This is a genomic window from Solibacillus sp. FSL K6-1523 (assembly GCF_038005225.1).
GTDB lineage: Bacteria > Bacillota > Bacilli > Bacillales_A > Planococcaceae > Solibacillus.
On the sequence record NZ_JBBOSU010000001.1, the window covers coordinates 2414309 to 2437291 of the forward strand.

Sequence of the window (22983 nt, forward strand, 5' to 3'; positions counted from 1 at the left end):
ACGGTCTATTTCAGTCATTACTTTTCATCCCCATTAATTGATCGTACCTGATTTTTTTAAAATTGCTCATAACCTTCTATTCCTAGTTCCTTTGCAACCTTTTATTAGAATAAGAAAAAGGCCTGCCGTTGCAACTCCGATATTCAACTAGACTGCTGAGGAGAAGAATTACTTAATCAATTGTTATTTTCTTTTAAAAAGTTTATGACTATCTCGTCAGTATTTTTGGATAAGTTACCAAGCCAGATCAAGTGTCCCCAAGTATCCAATAGACATAGTTTTGAATGTAGGATATTTTCGTGGGCTAGCTTTGCATGTTCTATACTAACTGAACTATCAAACTTACTATGCATAATTAAGGTAGGACAATTTATAGATTTCAAATCTTTAACAGATAGTTCCATAGTTTGTGATAAATCAATTAAGAAGCCATGTCCAGAGCGTTGGCGATTATTCATTTGAGCAGTTAATGCAATGTCATTGCCATTAATTTTGTCTTTTGCATCTTTGTATTTTAAAGTGCTAAAAGAAGAAAACATCAGTTTGAAAATAAGGTGAGGAAAACGATTACTCATCGCTGAAATCATGCCCCAAGTATACTTTTCAATTCTAGAATTAAATAACATCGATGCTGCCATATATGTCCAATCCTTTGGAGTGAGCCATTCTTTAGTAACTGCAGATTGTAAAGTAAGTGAACGGGTAAAGTGTGGAAATTTTTCCGCAAAAATAATCCCTGTTGGTCCACCAGCTGATATAGCCAATACGTGAACTTTTTCTATATTTAAATGCTGTAATAGCTTTGCGTAATTGTCACAGGCAATGGAAAGGGTATCACCTATTTCCTTAGAAGTTTTCCCGTAGCCTGCTCTAGAAGGTGTGATAATTGAGAAGCCATTCTCTAATAATGCTTTATATCCAAATTCTTCTTTACAATTTGAATGTCCACCATGAAAAACGAGTACTGGTTCTCCTATCCCTACAATCGAGTATTCAATAGACCCATTATTAGTCGCATACTCACCAAATGTTTTCTTCAATACAATTAGCCCCCCACCAAATTTTCACATCATCAAATTTGATTATTTATAAATAACCTGCACCAGGTGCTAAAACAATTCAGACAATTAACTACAAATCGAAATTCCATTATCTAAATATATCGTCTACACAAATAGCGCTAATCATATTAAATAAATAGCTGTGCTAAAAAAAAACCCTGAGATGTGGATTTTCAACTCAGCTATTTTCACTAATTAATAAATCAATCTAACTCCAACTACGGGACTTTATGTTTAACCATTTCTCTTATCATCAAATGTAAGTCCTTGTACAATACTTATTTGATTGATATCGATAGTTTCCTCTAGTTAAATTAAGAATTTTCAATATATTACCCTTACTAGCATACCTATTAAATAAGTATGATATTTCATCAAAAACTAGTGGGGGTAATTATCATTCGCAAGTTCTTTAAAAGGGAAAATCATTGCCTTTCTTATCTCGAACAATTAGCTCATATTTTTGATTCCCTACCTTTATTTTTACTTCTTCACTATCTAGGAACTCAGTAATTCCTTTTCGGATTTTGGTTACCGTCTCATTTGACTTTACATCCGTTGATTCGATATTTGTCTTAATGGTAATCGTCACTTTTTCAGGCTTATAGGAATATTTAATGTCAGCTACCCCGTACTCTTTTTTCAGGAAAAACTCTTCTTCAATGCTCATCATGAAAGGCTTCCACTGCATCTCAATTTCTTCCTCCGAAACGTTTCGAGTTATAACCTGAACTTGTTTAGGTGTATTGTTTGCTTCCAAAAGTTTAATCACCGCCTTATAGATTTCTACTTCCTTATCTTCATCGGCTATCGGGATGTACACTTTAACAACAGGGCTATATGCATTAATATTCATAATTGAATACCCTGCAACTTGTAAATCCTGCATTAACTTGTCTCCTAGTTGCTCTCTTTGTTTTACTATCTCAGCTAGGAAAGGAGATACTTCCTTCACGTCAGAAACCTTTAACTCGTAATTATCATAGCCTTTATTATTCAAAGTTTCGGACAAAATAGTTAATACATGTTCCCTTTCTTGACTGACGTATTCCTCCGTCCCTTGCAGCTGTATGTCAAACTGTGGTTTTCCTTCCCATATACCCATGCCAATTCCTGCCGTTTTATACCCTTCTTTTTCTAACACTTCCCAAATCACTTCAGGTATAGGTTTTTGGAATATTTGTCCTAAGTATGGGATTTTTGATACCACTTCCGCCATAGTTGGATTTAGGAATACGGAACCCGTTAATATACCAAAACTAATAACCGCTGCAACCGCAAATTGAGATTTTCTCCAACCTCTTTTTCTCTTTGGTAATTTTTTAATATCCGATTTTTTTTCTGACTCTTCCTTAATGTTTTTAGCAAATTCGTATATTGAAGACGGGACCTGGACTTTTTCCATCTCTTCATTGATCTCTTCCTTCAACGATTTATCAATTTTCATTGTGGATTCACCCCTATAAATTGATTTTCGATTAACCTTTTCTTCAAAGCATGTCTCGCTCTGCGCAGGTGGGATTTGACCGTCGAACTTTTCAGCCCCAACAAAATTGAGATTTCTTGAATGTCTAATTCTTGGTAATAGTAGAGTATGAGAACGTTTCTATAGTCGCTGTTATCAAGGGATGAAATGCCATTTTTTATCTCCAATTCGGTTTCCTCTTGTAGCACACTTTCTATCGCGTTGTAATTGTCTGTCACCACATCGATTTCAAGCGGTAATTCTTTCTCTCGGCTCTTCTTTCTCCATGCATCAATTGAACGGTGCGAGACCAATTTATAAAACCAGGTGCTAAAATAAATGATATCTTTTCCACTCATAATATCTCGATATACCTCAATTAGCGCAGTTTGGACAACTTCTTCTGCCATTTCCTTCGATTTAAGAATACCGAAACTGGTTCTGTACCCTTTTTCAATTAATGGATTAACGAGTTGAGCAAAAGCTTCGTCCTCACCGTTCCGAATCCGTATTATTAGTGTTTCTTGATCCATGAGGAAAACCTCCTTTACTATTTCTACCCCTTTAGGCGACGGAATGGCTACTTAGGATGCATAACATTTGAAATAAAGTGGAAAACACCATTTTACATCTAAAGTGAATACTAACATAAATAACCAACACAAAAACCATCTCACTCCTATAAAATTAATAGGGGTAAGATGGTTACAATCAATCTTATTTTAAAATGTACAATCAAAATAACTTTATCTAAAATTATGGGGAAAATGTCGAGTTAAGAAGTTACCTTTATTTTCTTAATGCAACAGCTGGCTCAGTATTAATCAACTTATAGCTCGCAAAAATACTAATAATCACAACTAAAATTCCTGTCGCTACTATCGAAACAAAAATTTGTAACGGTGAAACGCTTATGGCTACATCAAAAATCTTACCAATGAAATAGGCCCCTCCGAAAAGCACCGCATTGAAAATGGCTGCCATTGCAGATAAAAGAACATTTTCGCTTAGAATCATTTTTTGTATCGAGCTTTTGTTAAAGCCTAATGCTGCTAATAGCCCTAACTCCTTAAATCTTGAATTTTGTAGTTTCACTAGCAATACGACGCTGATGAATAATCCGATTGCTAAAATCAAAATTGAAATCGTCAGGAATAATCGGCTTAAACTTTTAAATGTGCTTTGCAATGCGCCTACTTCACTCGCTGCGTTTTTGCTGTCAATTTTATTTTCTTGAAGCATTTCACTAACTGGCATGATATCATTAAAATCTTTTACATCATAGCTAATAGAATAAACGGGCTCATCTTTACCAGTTTGAACTACTCCCACCTACGCTATCGCTTAGAGGAGGGAGATTCTTGGCTGAAATCTCTATTAGATGGAGATTCACCGAGCTAACCCCGTAGTCCCTACGGTTTGAAGCCTTAATGCTTCTTGTAGAATATTGATGCTTGCGTTAAGATCTCGGTCATGTTGCGTATGACAGTTTGGACACGTCCATGTGCGGATGGCGAGATTCTTCACGTCTTTGTGTTGATAGCCGCAATGTGAACAAAGCTGGCTGGAGGCAAATGTTTTACCTACTCGAATAACCTGTTTACCGTACCACCTTGCTTTGTACTCGAGCATATGCGCGAATTCTGACCAGCTCGCATCACTAATAGCCTTGGCAAGTAGGTGATTCTTTTGCATCTTACTGACACGCAAATCTTCTATTCCAATGATGTCGTGGTTTTTGACAATTTCAGTGGAAATTTTGTGTAAGTAGTCATGCCGTGCATTGCGGATTTTCTCGTGAACTTTTGCTACTTTTATGCGTTGTTTTTGATAGTTTTTCGCTTCATCTAGTGGACAGTTTCGTTTGATTGCCCTCTCTTTTTTACAGGCTAAAATGTGTTGTTCTTCTGCTAATTTTGCCTCTAGCTTACGGAATAACTGCGGGTTGGCATAGGTTGTACCGTCAGATAATTTCGCGAATTCTTTGAGACCAACATCAATGCCTACGTTTTTCATTGTTTTTGGGTAGGCTTGGACGTCCGTTTCAGCTAAAACTGCGATGAAATACTTGCCTGTAGGGTTTCTTCTAATGGTTGCGCTCATGATTTTTCCTGTAATTTCTTTGGATTTTGCGAATTTCACATGACCTAGTTTCGGGAGTTGGATGCGGTTGGCAATTATTTTGATATTTTCATTCGTCATTTTTGTCGTATAGCTTTGTGTGGGGTTTTTCTTTGATTTAAAACGCGGTGCTTCGTTTTGTTGTTTGAAAAAACGGTCATAGCTATCCGCTAAATGTCGTACCGTTGTTTGAAGAGCAATGCTATCTACTTCTTTTAGCCAGCTTGTTTCTTCTTGTTGTTTTAACTTTGGTAGCATCGCGGAGCATTTTGCATACGACAAGCCTTTTCCTATTTCCTTGTATGTGGCTTGCCACTCAGCTAGACAATGGTTGAAAATATAGCGACAACAGCCGATTGTTTTATTGATTAGCGTCGTCTGTTCTTTTGTCGGATAGAGTCGGAATTTATACGCTTTATAGGTCACCAATTGGATCACCTCCCTTTCTTTTATTCTACCAAACAGAATATACGTTCGCAAGTTTGGAAAGGAATTTTTAGGCTACCGCCTACCGACATTCATCTCCCACTTACTCATTGGGCTACACCCTACACATACCTTGAAGTGGGAGTCTCCTGTCGGATAATGATAAAAGATCATCTACTAAATTTTTTAATTATAATAACAACACACACAGATAGTCTGTTACGAAGGTAGGTCGTTGATAAGACTCTGTTCCTCTTTATTGCTTATTTTCTGCCTTTCAAAAACTCTTCTCTTTTCCTTGCCCAGTGCATAACCGCTCTAAATACTTCTATGAATTCAAAACATGGAGCTGTCAGTTCGTACTCAATAGGCAAAGAAAACATACCTGCCTTTCAAACAACACGCCTTCCGATTGAGGAAAAGGTAAAGTTCATATAATACTTCATTGAGTGCCAGCATTTCATCCAGTTATACTACCCATAATATTGCTTTTTATAAAAAGGATTATTATCAGGAAATTACACTATTGAAAAATCCAACTTCTCATTCTTATAATTGAGAAATTGGATTCTTTCGTTACTCCAGAAAAGCGCCCGATTGTTGAATAATGAAAAATAAAGATTATTATTTCTATTTATTGAATAATAGCTCGCTTCTTTTCTTTTAAAACAGCATCCGTCAACCTCTGATCTACAATATATTTTGCTTTGTTCGGCTGTCCTTCAGCCCTAGTTATTTCTAGTGTATTTAAGTTTGCAGCTACCGAGAAAAGGGTTCCAAATTTATGCTCTGTTAAATTTAAACAGACATGCCCCTTGGTATCAGACATAATTGATTGGGCAATGGAGAGTGTCATACCATTGTTATTTTCAGCAAGAACTTTGTCTAATGTTTCAAAACGATCTTTTGATTTGCTCCAATTCCAGCTTTCTGAAACAGATTTACCTATATGATGGTTCGTGCAATGTATATAATTATTTTTCGGTAGACGAACTTGACATCCGTTTGGAGTAACTTCAACAACTGCCATAGTTCCTGATGAATCAGCCAATAAATAGTTATTCGCTACGGAACTTGAAAAACTTTCTAACACCTTGATTCCTTCTTCAACACTACTACAATTTTCTAAAATATGTTTACATGCAAAATAAAAATTTAAACCCGGTTTAATTCCTTCATGAGGGACTGCTGTAATGCCTACAAACAAACCGTGTTCATTAATACCATCTACTTTTCCAATAAAACAATCTGAGTGACCTAGATATTTATTTTTTCCATCAAAACAAACCAATGATGACTCTGTAATTTTCTTCAAACTAAAGAGCATATCATAATTACGTCCAATAATGACTTCACTCCCATTAAACGCAGCAAAAATACTACATTGGCCTGCTGGTTCAAAAACTCCTATACTTAACAGAAAGGAACTTACTTCCTCAAAAGAGGCATGGCATCCATCAGCAAAACCTTGTATTTCCTTTACTATGTCTACATCAAACTCAGATAGAATTGGTATACATAATTTACCGTAATTCAATTTCTCTTCCGTAACTTGTGGAAAACGAAATCCATTTTTAAATAATAATTTCGCATAATGCTTCCCTGCCTCGTATGGATCTCCCTTTAATCTCGGATGATACATATTCATTTCCTCCTTTGTTATTAAGCAAAGTCTTTATATATAAAATAATAAACCCTCCAGCGAGTGGAGAGTTTACCTGTATTTTATAAAATTTATTTAATAACAATTCTAGATAACAGGTACACATATTTTTGTAAGAAAGTCTGATGGATTACTGATTAAGTTTGGACGCAAATCTCGTAAATCTAAATTTATAGGTACAAGTCCTCTTTCATATATTTCCATCATATTCCCGTTTTGAGTCAAATCATTTTCAACGATCCACTTTTTCAATATTTCATAGCCCATCGCCAAGTCTGTGTATGATCCTTTAACTGTAATACAGGCGTACTTACCATTGACTAATATTTTGCAGCCATCTATATTATTCGATTCTTTAACAGGTACAAGTAATTCAACATCTGCTTTATTCTCCATTAAGTATCTCTCATGGAAAATAGCCATAAGTTTTCCATTCACCTCTAGATTAAAGGCATATACTCGATTGAATAAGTTTTGCACAAGTTTATCTATAAATTTAACCTGAATTTTTTTACGAAGAGTATACACTAATGTATCCTCCCGATTTTCAAAATAACATTCTGAGAAAATCGGCCCCTGAATGATTGGAATACCGACTTCCATCTTTACTTTCAATTGTTTCATGTCTTCTATTTCTTTAGTGATTTGTTCTTTTTGCTTTTCCAGTTCAGAAAGTTTTTGTTCGATAATGCTATTCCACTGTATTGAATCCGCGCACTCCATCATTTGCTTAATATCAGCTAATGGCATATGCAAACTTTTTAAAAGCAGTATTATTTTAATCGCTTCAATTTTGTCATAGTCATAATAGCGATAATTAGTTTCAGCGTCTACGTATGAAGGTTTTAGTAAACCAATATCATCATAATACCGCAATGTTTTTACAGGTAAATCACATATTTTCGATAATTTCCCTATTGTATACATACCATTATCCTTTCAAACTTTTCGCTTTTATTGTTTATAAATAAATTATTACAAACAAGTCTAATACTTTCAATGGTTGTTCCGCATAATATCCAAATTATAGAACCAACAGTCATAGTACAAAATAGATTTTTTTGCTAAACATTATAAATCTTCTATTGCTATTTTTAACCCTTTTCAATTTCTTCCTTTATTTTTACTAAATACTAGTTCGAAACATGTACCGCTATTCTCATAATCTGTCACGGTGATTTTTGCATTGTGTTTTTTTACGATACTTTGCACAATGGAAAGACCCAATCCGACACCACCCGTTTCACGAGAACGTGATGTATCCACACGATAAAACGGTTCGAATATCGTTTTTTTCAAATCTTCAGGGATTCCTATACCGGTATCCTTAATGGCAACGACTGTTTGCGTATCATTGGATTTCACTTCAATCTTTACGCTACCACCTACAACATTGTATTTAATGCCATTTTCAACGAGGTTATAAAAGGCACGATAAAGCAAGTTTGGATTGCCGTAAACAATGCTATCATCACAGTCCAAATATAATTGAACTTCTTTTTTATCGGCAATAGGAGTAAGTTCGGCAAACATTTCTTGTAAAATATCCTGCAAGCAAATCGGTTCCTGCTCGATTTCATCATTCATGTTCGTCATCTCTAAAAGGGCAATGACAAGCACGGATAAACGCTTTATTTGCTTTTCAAAAACGGTAATGAGTGCATCATATTCATCAGTAGTATGGACATTTTTCTTTTTAAATACATCCACCTTCGTTTTCAAAACAGCAAGCGGTGTTCGGAGTTCATGTGCTGCGTTGGCAGTAAAGCGGCTTTGCATGAGGAAAGCTTCATTTAGCTTGTCTGTCATTTCATTAAAAGACTGCGTGAGCTCCGCGATTTCATCATCTGCTAGAGGCATGTCCATCGTTTCCGCCAAATTGTGCACCGTTCGATTTTTAATTTGATTATTTAATGTATCCAGTGGCTTAAGTACTTTGCCAGATACATAGTATGTTAAAGCACCACCACAAACGATGATTAAAAGTAAATAAAGCACACTTTCTAAACGAAATTCCGTTTTTGCTTGTTGCGCCTCTGTAGATACGATTGGCATCATAGGAACCATTGGAGGCATTAGAATATCGTCAAAAATTTGCTCATTTTCACCTACTTGTTGTGCAGGTGTTGTCGCAGCAGCATCAATTTTTGTAGCCATAATGTCAGCAGAAAAATTTAAAATGATCGTAAGTCCGACACAGCAAATGATTAATAATAGGACCATCATCGCAGTAAGCCTCAGCCGAATGGGCATTTTTTTAACATTACGCGTCACCTTTATTGTTCGTAATAAAATAGCCCTCACCAATTTTTGTGCGGATTGGATCAGTCGTTAAAAGTGCCTTTAATTTTTTTCTCAATGATGCAATGTGGACGCGTATAACACCACTAAAACTATCGGCATTTTGATCCCAAACATGTGCCATCAACTCTTCTTGGCTAACTACTTTTTCTTGATGTAGCAAGAAGCATTCTAGTAAAGCCAGTTCCTTTTTGGTAAGAAGCAATTCCCGTCCCTCTACAAATGCGGTACGTTTCGTTAAATCCATACTAATTTTCCCACAAGTTAACAAGCTACTCTCTTGCACAAATTTCCGTCTCATTAAATTTCTTATTCTTGCTTCCAATTCCGCAAAGTCGAATGGCTTCGTTAAATAATCATTCGCACCCATATCTAAACCTTTCACTTTGTCATTGACGGTACTTCTTGCACTTAGTACTAAAATTTTTACTTCTTTATTTTCTTCTCTTATCTTTTCTAATACATGTAATCCATCCATTTTCGGAAGATTTAAGTCTAGGATAATTAAGTCATACTTTTCAACAAACGCCAATTCATAGGCATCTTCGCCATCACTGCAAGTATCCACTGCATAGCCTTCCATTCGAAGTCCTTCAGCGATTGCTTCCTGCAAATCTAACTCATCTTCAACAACTAGTATTCTCATATAGAAATCACCTCATTGTACTTAGTATAAATCATTGGGTGTTAAATTAATGTTAAGTGATTAGATGCACTCTACTGTTCAATAAACTTAGCCGTTGTAATAATTTATATGCCCTATATTGAATGTTTAAGGCATGTGAATAAACGTAACAATTTATATTCGATGAAATGATTCGTTATGAAATTGATTCATTTAAAATGTATCTTAGTTCTTTTAAAAACTTAAAAATATAAGTATTATTATGCGGTAAAAAATCGCCTTTTCGCACCCATCTTTTTAATTCAACTTTTTTTAATTGCTCATTTAAAACGATACCTTTAGCTTGAACACTCTCTATTTTTTCTAACCATAATTGTTCAAAGGAATCTAATTCTACCTTAATTATTCCAGCTACTTCTTCAACTTGGAATTTAAAGTTAATTGTAAATTCATTTGGTATTATATATATAAATACTTGCCCAAACTCTCTATCAATCATATCTTCGTTAATAATCTCGTCTGGAATTTTTCCAATATAAATTAAATCCTCTATGGATACATTGGCACCTAACTCTTCATGTACTTCTCTAATCCCATCAGCGACACTTTCCGTTGCATTTAAATGTCCTGCCGCTGATATATCTAACATATTGGGATAGTCTTTCTTTTGATTACTTCTCAACTGAAAGTGTATATATTGTTTATTATTTTCAATACTTACAAACCAACAATGAAATGTCTCATGCCATAAACCTTTACTATGAACATTCTCCCTTGTAGATGTCCCTAATAGTTTGCCATTCACATCAAAAACCTTTAGTATCTCTGTATTCACTTGATCACCCTTTATTATTTTTTCTCAATAAATACATCTTCATGAATGTTAGGCTAAAGAAAAATAATTTTTTATCCCCTTTAATATGTAAAAAATGTAACCACACAGTTATTCCCACGTCTAATCTCATATGGGGTGAAAAAATGAAAATCAAACTTCTTATTTTAGCAATACTTTGTTCAATCTACTTAGCCGCTTGCACAGGTAATGAACAATCAACAAAAAATCTCCAACCAATCGAAATTAATGAAATGATTAGCTTTTCTGAACAAAGGCCAAATACCCTTCAAGTACTTGCAAATCAAGAGGATATTTTATCAATTACAAATTCGATAAACTCCGCCAAAAAATTGGATGGTAAAGTTGACATGGCCGACCCGCATTATCACTTAAAGGTAGGTAAAAGCAACTATTACTTGTGGGTAAACCAGGATCATACAGCAACTATCATGAATGTGAATGATACCAATACGATATACAGAATTTACGCTGCTGAAAAGTTTATAAGCACGATTCAACAATAGGTCACTATAAATACTTGTCCACCTCGGCAAGCACCTCTCCAGCAGTTCCTTGTAGAATCAAATCAAAATTTTGGCTATTGCCTGCAACATCTAGATTTATATATACAAGCTTTCCTTTACTCATCGCAGGCAATTGATTAACCGGGTACACTTCCAAACTCGTCCCAATGACAATGACTAAATCCGCACTTTGGATTTCCTTTAACGAACGGTTCCATGCCTCTTGGGGCAATGTTTCCCCAAAAAGCACAACATTTGGACGAAGCTTGCCCTTACAATATGTACATACGGCATTATCCATAAAATGCCCAAGTGGAAGCGGCTTCCCACAAGCTTGACAACGAATCGTGACAATATTACCGTGCAGCTCTGCTACTGCCTTATTCCCTGCCTGCTGATGAAAACGATCCACATTTTGAGTCGCAACGAGCTTTAGGAGCCCCCGCGTTTCCCAATCTGCTAAAATTTCATGCCCACGATGCGGTGTACAATCCGCTAAGCTTTTTATTCGCATTTGATAAAATTCACGAAACAGCTCGTAATTTTGCTGTAAGCTTTCCACCGATGCAACCGTTCGTGGATCGATATTTTTCCACCAGCCTGTACGTGAGCGGAAATCAGGAATACCGGATTCAGTCGACATCCCTGCTCCCGTTAAAATGACCGTTGAATTGGACTGCAACATCCACTGCGCTAAAGTTGAAGCTGTCATGTAAATCCTCCTTTTGAAAACGCGTTAAACCCTCAAGTAATATCTTGACGGATTATTATTATCGTAAGCTTATCAAAACGGGAAATCTGATTCCAGTAACTTGTTAAAGTAACCCCTTATTACATCCACTAAATCTTTTTGTTCAATCGAACGAATAATTAAAATTCCTATTTCAAGAAAAATGAGATGCTTCTTAATTAAAAGAAACACCTCATTCATACCAATTATTTAAATGTTCACGATCTCATAGCCTAAAAAAACAATTTATACGGTCATCCAAATTATGAACTGCTCAATAGTTGGAGAAGCCACTTCTTCATATCAACAAGTCGATTATATTCAGGGAATTCATTCGTTCCAGTAATAATGATCGGAACAATGGAATCTACTTTATGAAGAGAACCATGCGCCCCACCTCCCGCATGGTTATAACTATGTTCTTCTATAAACTCATAAGATGGCTTGGCATCCACGATAATGACACGCCCTTCCTGTGAATGAAGCGCTCCGTGTAGCCTTGCAAGGGCATCTGGATAATCTTGATACTGAATGCGTCTTTCAGCAGTAACCTTCAAACCTAAGACGGATTCATTCCCAGCAATTCGCCACGATTGTTCATAATCATCCACATACGTCCCCTTTGGTGAAAATATTAATTCCTCTTCACTTTTTGGACTTACAACATAGTTTTCTTTTTCATCTTTCCATGCGATAAAGCCAATACGCTCGTCTTCTTTTAAAGTGTTCACAATTTCAGACAATTCAACGTTTGGATCGTTTACGTAAATGTACGCCATACGCTCATTAATCGCGATTGCCAATTGGGCATTCTTCTTTTTTCGTTTCCAAAACGTATAATTCTTCAATGAATGATTTAAATCAATTAAAGAAGTTTCTTTCTCTTTATTTATAGATGATTGGCCACTATCTCCTAGTACGATCCAAGTTACCTTTTGAATTGATTCTTCCCAAGATGAAAAGTTATTTAATATTTCTTGTAGCGACTGATCTGCTTTTTCAATACCCTTTAAATCTTCCGGACCATGAAAGTGTACGGACGCATCCGAATCTGGTAAATAGGCCAGGGTAAAGGAGGGTAACTTATTTTGTTCGATTAAGTATTTTAGCTCATTTCGAGTGAATTTATTATTGACCCCCATACGGTTCCATATAAATTTATAACGAATATTTTCTGGACTATACTTAGATAACGCACCAAGTGAAAACAGTTTTGGTCCTTTTATTTCAATTTCTTTTGGCAAAAGATTAGCCATTGAAACAAGTTTCGGGACGTTTAGTTGATGTTCAATACTTCCACGGTATAAAAGACCATTAATCGAAGCAGATGAAAGTTGACGATTCGCTAGTTCTTCATGAATCGTCTGAACCTCTTTACTTAAATGATTTTTATTGAGATGAACAACACCGTCCAGCGCAACATTTCTCACCCCATTATGCCATATTTCACTGACCCCACTTCCATAACTAACCATTCGATATTCATCTTCTTTAAACCAAATCAATCCTGGAACTTTATGTTGATCTGGATACGTACCAGTTAGTAACGTACTATCAATCGTGACAGACATCGTCGGGTAAGAGCTAATCATTTCCTCATGAAGATGTCCATTGTTAATCAAAAATGCAAAGGCTGGTGCGTTTCCTTCTTTTACTGCTTTTTGTAATGGGTCACTCATTAATGAGTCTACAACTATTAGTATAATGGGTTTCTTTGTAGAATTTATTGTGATTTCATCCACCTCTTTTATTGGAGAAATAGCAACTGCTATTACAAGATCATTTCAGATGACAAGAAAGCTAATAAGTACAATTACTATTTTTCGTTTCATGACCTCAACTTCAAATTAATTATTTAAATTAGTATGAGTTGAATATCATTAATTCATGTAGTTGAGGTTACGATTTATGAAGGCATTATTTCGATCGTTACATGAAGACCGACGTATGAAAAGTATTCCAGCAGCTAAAATAAAAAATTTAAGGAAATTGAAAGTATCGAGCATTTCATAAAAGAATTAGAAAAGTGTATTGATTTTTATATTTCGAAACGAGTGAAGGCAAAATTAAAAATGAGTCCAGTACAATACCGAACGATTTTATAAATCACTCATTTACCTATAAATGAAATTCCCTCTTAACTATCTTCGCTACTTCTTTAGCACTTAAGTTTGTATTGTTAATCTTGATATAGTTTTGGAATGTGATTTCACCTTCTAACGAATTTAATCTATGTTTCTCCATTGTGCATTTTAAGTCATTCTCAGACCATTCAATATCTCTTTTTTTAGGCTTATGTTCTAGCCTATTTGGGGTTTTATTTCGCTCAAGTCTCTCTTCTACGTCTGCCTCCAATTCCACATAGTAAACAGTGGCTCCTCTAGACTCGAAAAGTTGGGTAAGGCGCTTAACATAATCCCAATCCGACTCTAGATCAAACAACCAAACATAAGTAAAGACCATTCCATACAAATTACTCTTTGAAACCTCTTCAAAAATTTCCTGACGAAACAAATTTACTAATCTTTTCCCTTCTTTTGTACTGTAATCAAAAAAATGATTAACTAAATCAATCGTCATATGATTATGAAAAAGTTTTAAATCTGTTATTTTTGCTAGCTCCTGCCCAACTGTCATTTTACCAACCGCTTGTGGTCCAAATATATGAACAAATTTCATAAAATCCCTCCCAAGAAAACTTCCCTTTAGTTCAATAACAAAAAAAGAACTGTATTTGCAACTCAATTATCTTCAAGTAAAGCCCTCGTTCGTATTTCAAGAAGATGAAATATTCAAAGCGTAATAAACGAAACTTAGCCTCTGTCCATTCATTTCGAATGCTTCACTACTAATACCTATTCTCTCAAATCCATTTTTCTCTAAAATTCTTTGGGATGCTAAGTTATTAGTTGTTGTTTTGGCTTTGATCTGTTTTACGTCTTCGTTAGTTATGGTATCTACTAATATTTTCAATGCTTTATTAGCAATTCCTTTACCAGTATATGCTTGCCCCACCCTATAACCGAGGTAACCGATTTTATCAGATTCATCAATATCCACTAAATTTATCCTTCCTAGAATGGAGCTATCTTTATCTTTAATTAAGTAGAAATATGAACTTCCTTTAACTTGTTCTTCAAGTAACGTTTCATGTCTTTTTTTAAAATACTCTGGGTTATAGTATTCATCTCCACGCGTCGGAACCATTTCCTCGAAAAAAGTTCTGTTTTCAAGTTCAAAATTTAGCAAATCTTCTGCGTCTGAAGCACGTAATTTTTCAATAAATATATTCATTTGTACAAACCACCATTCAATTTTAATCGATTTCTAATTGAACAAGTTCTATAAAAATAGCGTTAATCCCTTCTTGGATCAACGCCTCCATTACCTATATAAGAAAAACTATTTATTCTTTTGTTGTTTTGTAACTGCGAGTAAATCTTCCATTGTAAGCAGCGAGTGTAATAGCAATTCTGCTTCGAATAAGTTTTCTTTATCTGACTGATTTCTGTCGATTACACATAACGCATTTTTTTCCTTTGCTCCAATATTTTTCAAAACTTCTGCACTTAGTAGGATTTGTCCACTAGTAGTTACAACATCCTCGATAATACAAATATTTTTATTTCGAATATCAATACCTTCAGCCAGTTTGCATGTACCATAGGATATTGCTTCTTTTCTAACAAATACAACTGAAATTCCTGTTTTTAATGATAATGCTGATCGATTTAATCATTCGCAATTTGCAATACAGTTTTCGTTAACAAGGCAAAGCGTTCTACAATATGTGCCCTTAATATATGCTCGGTTTCAGCATGAATGCCATTGCCGACAAGGCCTAGTCCGTCTAGTGTCGGTACATATAGTGCTGTGAAATTGCCGTCACTCGCACCCCCGACTGCCGACTCCCCCACGTTAAATCCTAACTGTTTCGCTTCCTCTTGCGCTACTTCAAATAGTTCTTCACTTTCTGCATCCTGCTCCATTGGTGGTCGATTAATGCCACCTTCTACATCAATTTTTACACGTGCATCATGCGGTTGTATCGTTTCAAAATAGTCGTCGATGCGCAGTTGCTCCTGTTTCGTCACAGAGCGCACGTCCACGCCTAAATGTGCCTCATCAGGTATCACATTTAACTTGCCCCCACCCTGCATCATGCCAACATTGAGCGTCGTTCCTCTATCATAATCATTTAAATGCTCAATATCTAAAATTTGCCGCGCCGCCTCGGTAATCGCACTGACCCCATCAAGCGGATTGTTTCCTGCATGGGAAGCAACTCCTTTTAAATTGAGCAAATAATGTGACGTCCCTTTTCGTGCAACTTTTAAGTTTCCAGATACCGTCACAGCAGGCTCCAGCACAAATGCCGCCACCGATTTTTTCGCTTCTGACTCTATCAATGGTCTGGACGACGGGCTCCCAATTTCTTCATCGCTATTCATAAAAAACACAACCCGTTTTTTCAAAGGTAACTTCATTTCTTTGACGTATTTAAAAAACCAAATCGCACTCACAATGCTCGATTTCATATCTAAAATTCCTGGACCGAATAGTTTATCTGCTTCTTCGCGGTATTGCAGTACACCTGGATCCCATACTGTATCATAATGACCAATCATTAAAATTTGCGCAGGCCCATCCCCCATTTCAAAACGTAAATGATTACCATTTTGCAGCATTATATATTCCGTTGCCTTCATTAGAAACGCATCGGAAAACATCGTTTGAATCAGTTCCTTACAACGATCCAGAAGCGCTTTATTTTGCGACGGTGAATCAAATTGAACGAGTCGCTTTATATCTTCAATAATTTCCTTTTCATGTAACGTAAAATAGTCGAATGCTTCCATATCTTGACGCCTCCATTTTCCGTTTTCAATTGATTATTATCTTTACCCTGAAATGTGTATAAAAAATACCTAAGCTTTTACACTTAGGCATCCATTGTTTCTTTATTTTACAGGTTTGGTTTCAGAAAGGCCCTTTATTTATCAATTTTGATCCATCCCGCTTCCTTAATCGTCAGTTTTTTTGGCGAAAATTTTGGTGGTTCATAAGAGTAAATAATTTTATGGTCATCTTCTTTTTCAACATAGACATTCAAATAATGTAATTCGTTAATTAATGTGCGAATAGCTGTTGATTCTTCTGTGTTGAATTTATCATTTAATAGCAAAAGCATTTCATTTTTTATATTTAAAACATCTCTTTCCGTTGCTTTTCGAACACGATTTTTTGACATGTTTAACAGTTCATCGATCATTAACACATTTACATCCATTTTCATTTTCTTCCCTTCATGATTGAGCATCACTCATTTTTTACAGTGTAGACAAACACGCGCATGGATTATACTTTCTTTGGAGTGAATAATTGTTTAAGTCAACAGTAAAAATCCACCATGGCAAAAAGCGCTCATAGTGGATTTCAATAAACTATTTAAGATAATTTTCTCTTTTTCGGATAATGTCCACGAAAAAGATAGCGCTCAAACAACCATTCGATTACGAAAAAGAGCATTGCCCCACACGCGCCAATAATAGCAAATCGTAGCGCATTCGAATCATGAAAATAGTATTTTGAAAATGGGATGATGAGAATTGTACCGGTTATAACATAGCAAATGAAACGAATGAGCGTAGACCGAATAAATTTCCCATAAATAAACGAAGAAAGCACGCCTACAATTAAAAACATCGGTGCACTTAAAATGATAAATGTCATCCATAATGTGCTAAACGGGATATCATATTTTTGTGAAACGGCTATGCTTACGACTGTTAGTATGAAACTACATAAAACGATTGATATTAGTGCGATTGAAAATTTACGACTTAGTACTTGCACATAACTCCTCCATCTAATCAGCGATTGTTACTAAGAAAGTTTGAATTTGGTCGATAGCTTCTTGGATTTGGATTGGAAACGCGTCATTATTTGTGAAAAAACTATGCACAACACCTTCCATTGTTACAATTTCCGTTTTCGTCCCTACTGCGCGCAATTCTTCTCCGTACTGTACAGCCTCATCACGCAAAACATCATTTTCTGCCACAATAATAATAGCAGGCGGTAATGATGAAAAATCCTTTAGCTGTAAAGGAGCGACGAGCGGATTTTTTGCATCTATTTGTGCGTTAATATAGTAATTACCAAACCATTGCATCACATCTTTATCGAGCCCAAAACCTTTCTCAAATAGTGTATAGGAGTTGCTACTATAGCTCAAGTCCGTTACAGGATAAAGTAAAATTTGTGCGGTAATCGGCAAATTTCCCTGCTCCTTTGCAAGCTGACAAACCGCGATGGCGAGATTGCCACCCGCACTATCCCCTGCAACTGAAATTTGGCTGCCGATTCCGTTGAATTGTTCTGCATGTGCGAGTGTCCAAAGTGCACTATCCCATGCGTCGTTTACGGGCACTGGAAATTTATGCTCTGGCGCTAACCGATACGCAACAGATACGACAATTTGGTTTGTTACGTGCGCTAAATGTGAGCAGCTTTCATGGCATGTATTTAAATCATTCAAAACCCAACCGCCACCATGAAAATAAACAATTACCGGAAATGGTCCGTCCCCAAAAGGCGTATAAATTCGTATAGCAATTTGTTGTCCATCACGAACGGTAATAAAGCGCTCTTCTACTTTTGCTAACGGAGCTAATTGGAAATCACTTTTCGGCATAGCTGCTCGCATTCTTCTTGCCTTAGCGTAATCCATTGATGCCAATGAAGGTAATTTATTTTTATTCGCTAAATAACGTTTTGTATTTTCCAATAAATTCGCCATTGCTTCTCACGTTCCTTTTCGTTTAGTTCATTACGTTTTAGTTGTGAATACCCAATCCTTTCAATCCCTATAAACTTACTATGTTATAACTATAAAGAACTCCACCTTAAATTGCAAATACCTTTTATACAAAAAAAGCCTAACAATTCGGAGGTGCTCCAATCTGTTAGGCTTTGAACATTACATTCTTTTCAGTTTTTCATACTCCAGTTGTAACTGCTCAATACGTTTTCGTCCTTCATCACGATTGCGTACTGTTTCGGCTTGAATCTGCTTCGTTTCTTCAATTCCCGCCATAATTGATCGCCAAGTTGTTTCAATTGTTTCAACCTTAATGCTTGGACTACCTGCTTGACGTGCAATGTTCACCGAATTTTGACGTACATTTTCTGCATTGCGCACGAGCATTTCATTTGTACGTTTATCAAGCTCCGCCATCGATTCCGAAACTAATTTTTGACGTTGCATCGTTACCGCATGAATTAACCCTTGCTTAAAAATAGGAATCGTCGTCACAAACGCAGAGTTAATCTTTCCAATAAGGTGATTATTCCCTTGCTGCATCAAGCGGATTTGAGGCGCCGATTGGAATGAAACTTGCTGTGCCATTTCTAAATCATAAGCACGTTGCTCAAGTAATTCAATGCCGCGCGTTACCGTTTCAAGCTCCATAATGGCTTCATGATCTCCCGCATCTGCTTGTGCAGAAAGAGCCGGTAATTTGTCACGTAACTCGATAACTTTTAAATCAATCGCCGCCACATGCTCACTTAATGTATGGAAATAATTTAAGTTTTCATCATACATTTGCTCCAACTGAACCGTATTGCGTTTCATTTCGATTTCATATTTTTGGATTTCCGTGTAAACTACGTCGACTTCCTTATTCATCGTATCGTATTTTGACAAGATGCTGTCAAGCTTCTCTTTACTTTTTGAGAACAATTTCTTCAAAAAGCCTTTTTTCTCTTCTTCCTGGAAATCAACTGGGTCAAAACGATCCATAATTTTATTTAAATTATTCAATAGTGTCGTTGATTTTTCTAAATTGCTTTGCTTAATCGTTGCCAACATACGGTCTGAAAATGTCGAAATACCCGTAGCTGTTTCCTTACCAAATTCTAATACAGCAATTTGATTTTTTACGTCGATTTTTTGTGCCAATGTTTGAACGGATGGTTGTTGTTTCAATGCCTCTTGTCGTTGGCGAATTTGCGATAGCTCTTGCTCATTCACTAAAACTTGTGGTGCAGGTGCAGGTGCAGGCGTTGTCACCTCGTGAATCGGCTGCTCTTGCTGCTGCGTACGTTTATCTAAGTCATCAAATAATGGATTCTCTGTCATCTATATCCCCCGTTTTTATAGTCTATTATTACATACGAATTAACACATAAAAGGTTTCACATTCCTTAAATTATATACCATTTACACTAAAAATACATGATTGCATTGTGTAGGACATTCGAACATTAATAATAAATTGAAATGTTACAATATTAATAGTATTATAATACTATTAAATCCAATATTTTCTCTTAAATTTATTTTACATCATTTTAAATTGTCAGTTAATTATGCTAATCCGAAATAATTATTAGAAAAATAGGATTCAGTCATACATACGTATTTCTAGGGAGGCTCAAATTTATGAAATTATCCATTCGATGGCGAATAATTGGACTTGTTGTAGTCATCGTCATTGCGGGACTTGGTTCATTAGCTACAATTAGTTCAACAATCATTAAAAATAAAACGGTTGATTCCGTTACCGAACAAAGTGGTACCCTTGTCACACAAGTATCCTCTACAATCACAACCTTTTTAAGCACATATGAGCAAGTACTCTATAATATGTCCATTTCAGAAGAGGTCAAAAAGTTTGCGCAAGCCGAGGACCATACTTATAACGGCGAGGCAGATTCGCTCTACCGGAAACAACTCGAAAATTTTACGACAAGCTTTCCTGCAACCTCAGCTATTTATTTTGCGAACCAAGACCTGATTACGATTCATCCACATTTTGATGACATCAAAAATATTCGCTCCCTGACACGTACATGGTATCAAAACAGTATCCACAACGCAGATAAGGTGCAATGGTCTTCCCCTTATATTGATAAAGCGACAGGAGAATATACACTTACCGCTTCTGTTGCGGTGAAAGTTGACAGGAAAATTGTTGGGGTTCTCGGTGTCGACATTTTAATATCCCAATTAACTGCGATGGTTGAAGATATTGAGTTAGGCTATGAAGGCTACCCAATTATCATTGATTCAAGGGGAATTGCAATTGTTCACCCGACCAATGTAGGCGAAAATCTTAAGGAACAAGAGACCATAGCCAGCATACTCGCATCGTCAGCAATGAATGATGCCGTAAAAGCAAAAATAGACGGGGAAAATCATACAATTATCTATGCAAAAGTCCCTGATATTAATTGGACGATTGCTGCAGTTTATAAAGAATCGAACCTTAATGCAACTGCTACAGACATTCAGAAAGTTATTTTCTTCGTCACTATTTTTATTTTAATCATAACTTTTATCGTACTTTACTTCTTTATTTCGCGAATGATCAAGCCTCTTTACACGCTTGGAACATTGATGGGACGCGTATCAAATGGGGATTTGACGGTACAAATTCAAGTCAAAACACAGGATGAGATTGGCCGACTTGCACATCATTTTAATCAAATGATTACGAATATGAAAGAAATTGTTGGCGTCGTCCAGCATTCTTCTTCCAATGTTGAAAGTCGTTCCCATCATTTAAGTGCGATGGCGGAAGAAACGAGTGCATCTAGCATTGAAGTTTCACAAGCTATTGGAGAAATTGCAGCAAGTGCTACGGAGTCATCTGAACACGCGGATGCAGTTACGCTACAAGCGACGCAATTAGGTTCCGAAATTGATAAAATGCATGAGCAAACAATAGCCGTTCAACAAACAACGACTGAAATGGGGCAATTAAATACATTGGGCCAACAGAAAATGCGCGACTTGTTAAAAAGCTTCGAGCATTCCAAACATGATTTGTATGCAATGTCGAATGTCGTAGCAGCACTTGAAACGAAAATTACGTCAATTGAGTCTGTCATTGACAGTATTTCTTCCATTTCTGCCCAAACGAATTTACTTGCCTTAAACGCCTCCATTGAAGCAGCACGGGCTGGCGTTCACGGAAAAGGCTTTGCTGTTGTTGCCACGGAAGTACGAAAACTAGCCGAGCAATCCGCTGCCGCTACCGAGCAAGTGAGAGCAACCATCTCTGCATTAGAAGTCGAATCGCATTCCGTTACAACACAAATGTATGAAATGGAACAAACCTTTGACAATCAAGGCATTGTAGTGGAAGAAACAACACAAACATTTAACCAATTGTCGAACAACATGACAACAATCGAACACTCTTTTGAATTACTCGCAGCAGAAATTCAAGAAATGATTCTTTACAAGGATAATGTTCTTTCCACAATCGGGGAAATGTCGACAAATGCGCAAACCGTTGCCGCTACTTGTGAAGAAGTGAGCGCTTCCTCCGATGAACAGCTCCGTGCCATTCAATCGGTTGCCGAAGCCTCTGAGCAACTAAACAGTTTAAGCAATGATTTAGCCGTTGCCATTAGCCGTTTTAAAATATAGCCGATTATAAATAAAATACGCGTTCGATTGAAGGGGCTGCCCTATTCAATTGAACGCGTTTTTTTATTAGTTGTTGAATTCCTTACGAAAAAAGAATGTCCTTTTTATGCGCGAAAGGACATCTTTTCAAGTCTACTATTGGGGGAGAGACCTACTACCCACATTTATTAACATGAGCATATTTATATAATACCCGGAAATAAGAAATTGAAACTTCTATTTTAAAAGAAATTATTTTGGGGAGAATTTTTGTTACGTGGGCTCCCCTCTTATTAGCCTGTATTTTGCTTTAAATTCATTTTTAAAATTTGCTTTCATTAATAATGCAATCTGTTGCTCACCTGTATTTGGATTTTGTTCTAGTGGATTAATGATTAACTCTCTTTTGCGTGAGATTCCAATCCACTAATCTAATACAAGGTGAGACACATTTGGCTATGTCTATCTTACGCAGCATTAACATTTCAATCCACTCACCTAATACAAGGTGTGACGAGCAGTTTTAGCAACTAAAACACTGTCCACTGATTTCAATCCACTCACCTAATACAAGGTGAGACCAGCCCACAAAAAAACTAACAAGGGTGGTATTCATTTCAATCCACTCACCTAATACAAGGTGAGACTGTGAAATTAGGTGTATAAACATCATATTTCACTTAAAACTAACAAAAATATCACCTTTACAACACTTAAGTCCTGAATAACAATAAAAAAACAGGTAACAATCTATAGAATAATTGGTGCGAGTGTTCCAGGGTTTTCATGTTTGCTTATGATTCGCACCA

At 36.2% G+C, this 22983-nt stretch carries 22 protein-coding genes and 1 pseudogene; 3 read left to right on the forward strand and 20 right to left on the reverse strand.

What is annotated here, in order from left to right; genetic code table 11:
- Positions 1-176: 176 nt before the first annotated feature.
- The 10 genes from MHI10_RS11435 to MHI10_RS11480 form a co-directional block, all read right to left on the reverse strand.
- A complete protein-coding gene (locus tag MHI10_RS11435) occupies positions 177-1040 on the reverse strand; it encodes an alpha/beta fold hydrolase (protein WP_340785540.1) in 864 nt (287 codons plus the stop codon).
- 433 nt (positions 1041-1473) lie between these two features.
- Positions 1474-2508: a DUF4179 domain-containing protein gene (locus MHI10_RS11440; RefSeq protein WP_340785541.1), complete on the reverse strand. Its 1035-nt coding sequence runs from the start codon at positions 2506-2508 to the stop codon at positions 1474-1476.
- Positions 2505-3059, reverse strand: coding sequence for an RNA polymerase sigma factor (locus MHI10_RS11445; protein ID WP_340785542.1), 555 nt, complete (start codon positions 3057-3059; stop codon positions 2505-2507). Before MHI10_RS11445 ends, MHI10_RS11440 begins: the two co-directional genes overlap by 4 nt.
- 256 nt (positions 3060-3315) lie before the next feature.
- Entirely contained in the window at positions 3316-3858 is a 543-nt protein-coding gene (locus MHI10_RS11450) for an ABC transporter permease (protein ID WP_340785543.1), read from the reverse strand.
- 57 nt (positions 3859-3915) lie between these two features.
- Complete coding sequence (gene tnpB / locus MHI10_RS11455; protein ID WP_445683221.1) at positions 3916-5073, reverse strand: IS200/IS605 family element RNA-guided endonuclease TnpB; 1158 nt, start codon at positions 5071-5073, stop codon at positions 3916-3918.
- A 634-nt stretch (positions 5074-5707) separates the two neighbouring features.
- Entirely contained in the window at positions 5708-6715 is a 1008-nt protein-coding gene (locus MHI10_RS11460) for a C45 family peptidase (RefSeq protein ID WP_340785545.1), read from the reverse strand.
- Positions 6716-6823: 108 nt separating this feature from the next.
- Positions 6824-7663: a MerR family transcriptional regulator gene (locus tag MHI10_RS11465; protein ID WP_340785546.1), complete on the reverse strand. Its 840-nt coding sequence runs from the start codon at positions 7661-7663 to the stop codon at positions 6824-6826.
- A gap of 177 nt (positions 7664-7840) precedes the next feature.
- Positions 7841-8962, reverse strand: coding sequence for a sensor histidine kinase (locus MHI10_RS11470; RefSeq protein WP_340785547.1), 1122 nt, complete (start codon positions 8960-8962; stop codon positions 7841-7843).
- 37 nt (positions 8963-8999) lie between these two features.
- Positions 9000-9683: a response regulator transcription factor gene (locus tag MHI10_RS11475; protein ID WP_340785549.1), complete on the reverse strand. Its 684-nt coding sequence runs from the start codon at positions 9681-9683 to the stop codon at positions 9000-9002.
- 175 nt (positions 9684-9858) lie between these two features.
- On the reverse strand, positions 9859-10497 hold the full coding sequence (locus MHI10_RS11480; protein ID WP_340785551.1) for an NUDIX hydrolase: 639 nt from the start codon (positions 10495-10497) through the stop codon (positions 9859-9861).
- A 143-nt stretch (positions 10498-10640) separates the two neighbouring features.
- On the opposite strand from MHI10_RS11480, the gene MHI10_RS11485 reads away from it, so the two are divergent.
- Positions 10641-11021 (forward strand): hypothetical protein, encoded by a 381-nt coding sequence (locus MHI10_RS11485; RefSeq protein ID WP_340785552.1) that lies wholly within the window; start codon positions 10641-10643, stop codon positions 11019-11021.
- Positions 11022-11025: 4 nt separating this feature from the next.
- On the opposite strand, the gene MHI10_RS11490 is transcribed toward MHI10_RS11485, so the two are convergent.
- Both MHI10_RS11490 and MHI10_RS11495 read right to left on the reverse strand, forming a co-directional pair.
- Positions 11026-11733, reverse strand: coding sequence for an NAD-dependent deacylase (locus MHI10_RS11490; RefSeq protein WP_340785553.1), 708 nt, complete (start codon positions 11731-11733; stop codon positions 11026-11028).
- A gap of 281 nt (positions 11734-12014) precedes the next feature.
- Positions 12015-13493, reverse strand: coding sequence for an alkaline phosphatase family protein (locus tag MHI10_RS11495; RefSeq protein ID WP_340785555.1), 1479 nt, complete (start codon positions 13491-13493; stop codon positions 12015-12017).
- A gap of 240 nt (positions 13494-13733) precedes the next feature.
- Between MHI10_RS11495 and MHI10_RS21435 the strand changes: the two are divergent.
- Positions 13734-13856 (forward strand): annotated as a pseudogene (locus tag MHI10_RS21435) (IS3 family transposase); the annotation flags it as partial.
- Between the two features lie 13 nt (positions 13857-13869).
- Here MHI10_RS21435 and MHI10_RS11500 read toward each other — a convergent pair.
- From MHI10_RS11500 to MHI10_RS11535, 8 genes are all read right to left on the reverse strand, one after another.
- Entirely contained in the window at positions 13870-14430 is a 561-nt protein-coding gene (locus MHI10_RS11500; RefSeq protein ID WP_340785556.1) for an AAA family ATPase, read from the reverse strand.
- Between the two features lie 96 nt (positions 14431-14526).
- On the reverse strand, positions 14527-15045 hold the full coding sequence (locus MHI10_RS11505) for a GNAT family N-acetyltransferase (RefSeq protein WP_340785558.1): 519 nt from the start codon (positions 15043-15045) through the stop codon (positions 14527-14529).
- 108 nt (positions 15046-15153) lie between these two features.
- A complete protein-coding gene (locus MHI10_RS11510; protein ID WP_340785559.1) occupies positions 15154-15309 on the reverse strand; it encodes a hypothetical protein in 156 nt (51 codons plus the stop codon).
- A 173-nt stretch (positions 15310-15482) separates the two neighbouring features.
- Complete coding sequence (locus MHI10_RS11515; RefSeq protein ID WP_340785561.1) at positions 15483-16610, reverse strand: M20 family metallopeptidase; 1128 nt, start codon at positions 16608-16610, stop codon at positions 15483-15485.
- Between the two features lie 134 nt (positions 16611-16744).
- A complete protein-coding gene (locus MHI10_RS11520; RefSeq protein ID WP_340785562.1) occupies positions 16745-17047 on the reverse strand; it encodes a cytosine deaminase in 303 nt (100 codons plus the stop codon).
- Positions 17048-17199: 152 nt separating this feature from the next.
- Positions 17200-17607, reverse strand: a complete 408-nt coding sequence (locus tag MHI10_RS11525; protein WP_340785565.1) for a hypothetical protein — start codon at positions 17605-17607, stop codon at positions 17200-17202.
- 13 nt (positions 17608-17620) lie between these two features.
- The gene (locus MHI10_RS11530) at positions 17621-18553 is read right to left on the reverse strand and encodes an alpha/beta hydrolase (RefSeq protein WP_340785566.1); all 933 of its coding nucleotides are present in this window, start codon (positions 18551-18553) and stop codon (positions 17621-17623) included.
- A 180-nt stretch (positions 18554-18733) separates the two neighbouring features.
- Positions 18734-19897 carry a toxic anion resistance protein gene (locus MHI10_RS11535; RefSeq protein ID WP_340785567.1) on the reverse strand — a complete coding sequence of 388 codons (1164 nt, stop codon included), beginning with the start codon at positions 19895-19897 and terminating at the stop codon, positions 18734-18736.
- Between the two features lie 303 nt (positions 19898-20200).
- Between MHI10_RS11535 and MHI10_RS11540 the strand changes: the two genes are divergently transcribed.
- Positions 20201-22195, forward strand: a complete 1995-nt coding sequence (locus tag MHI10_RS11540; RefSeq protein WP_340785568.1) for a methyl-accepting chemotaxis protein — start codon at positions 20201-20203, stop codon at positions 22193-22195.
- Positions 22196-22983 lie beyond the last annotated feature (788 nt).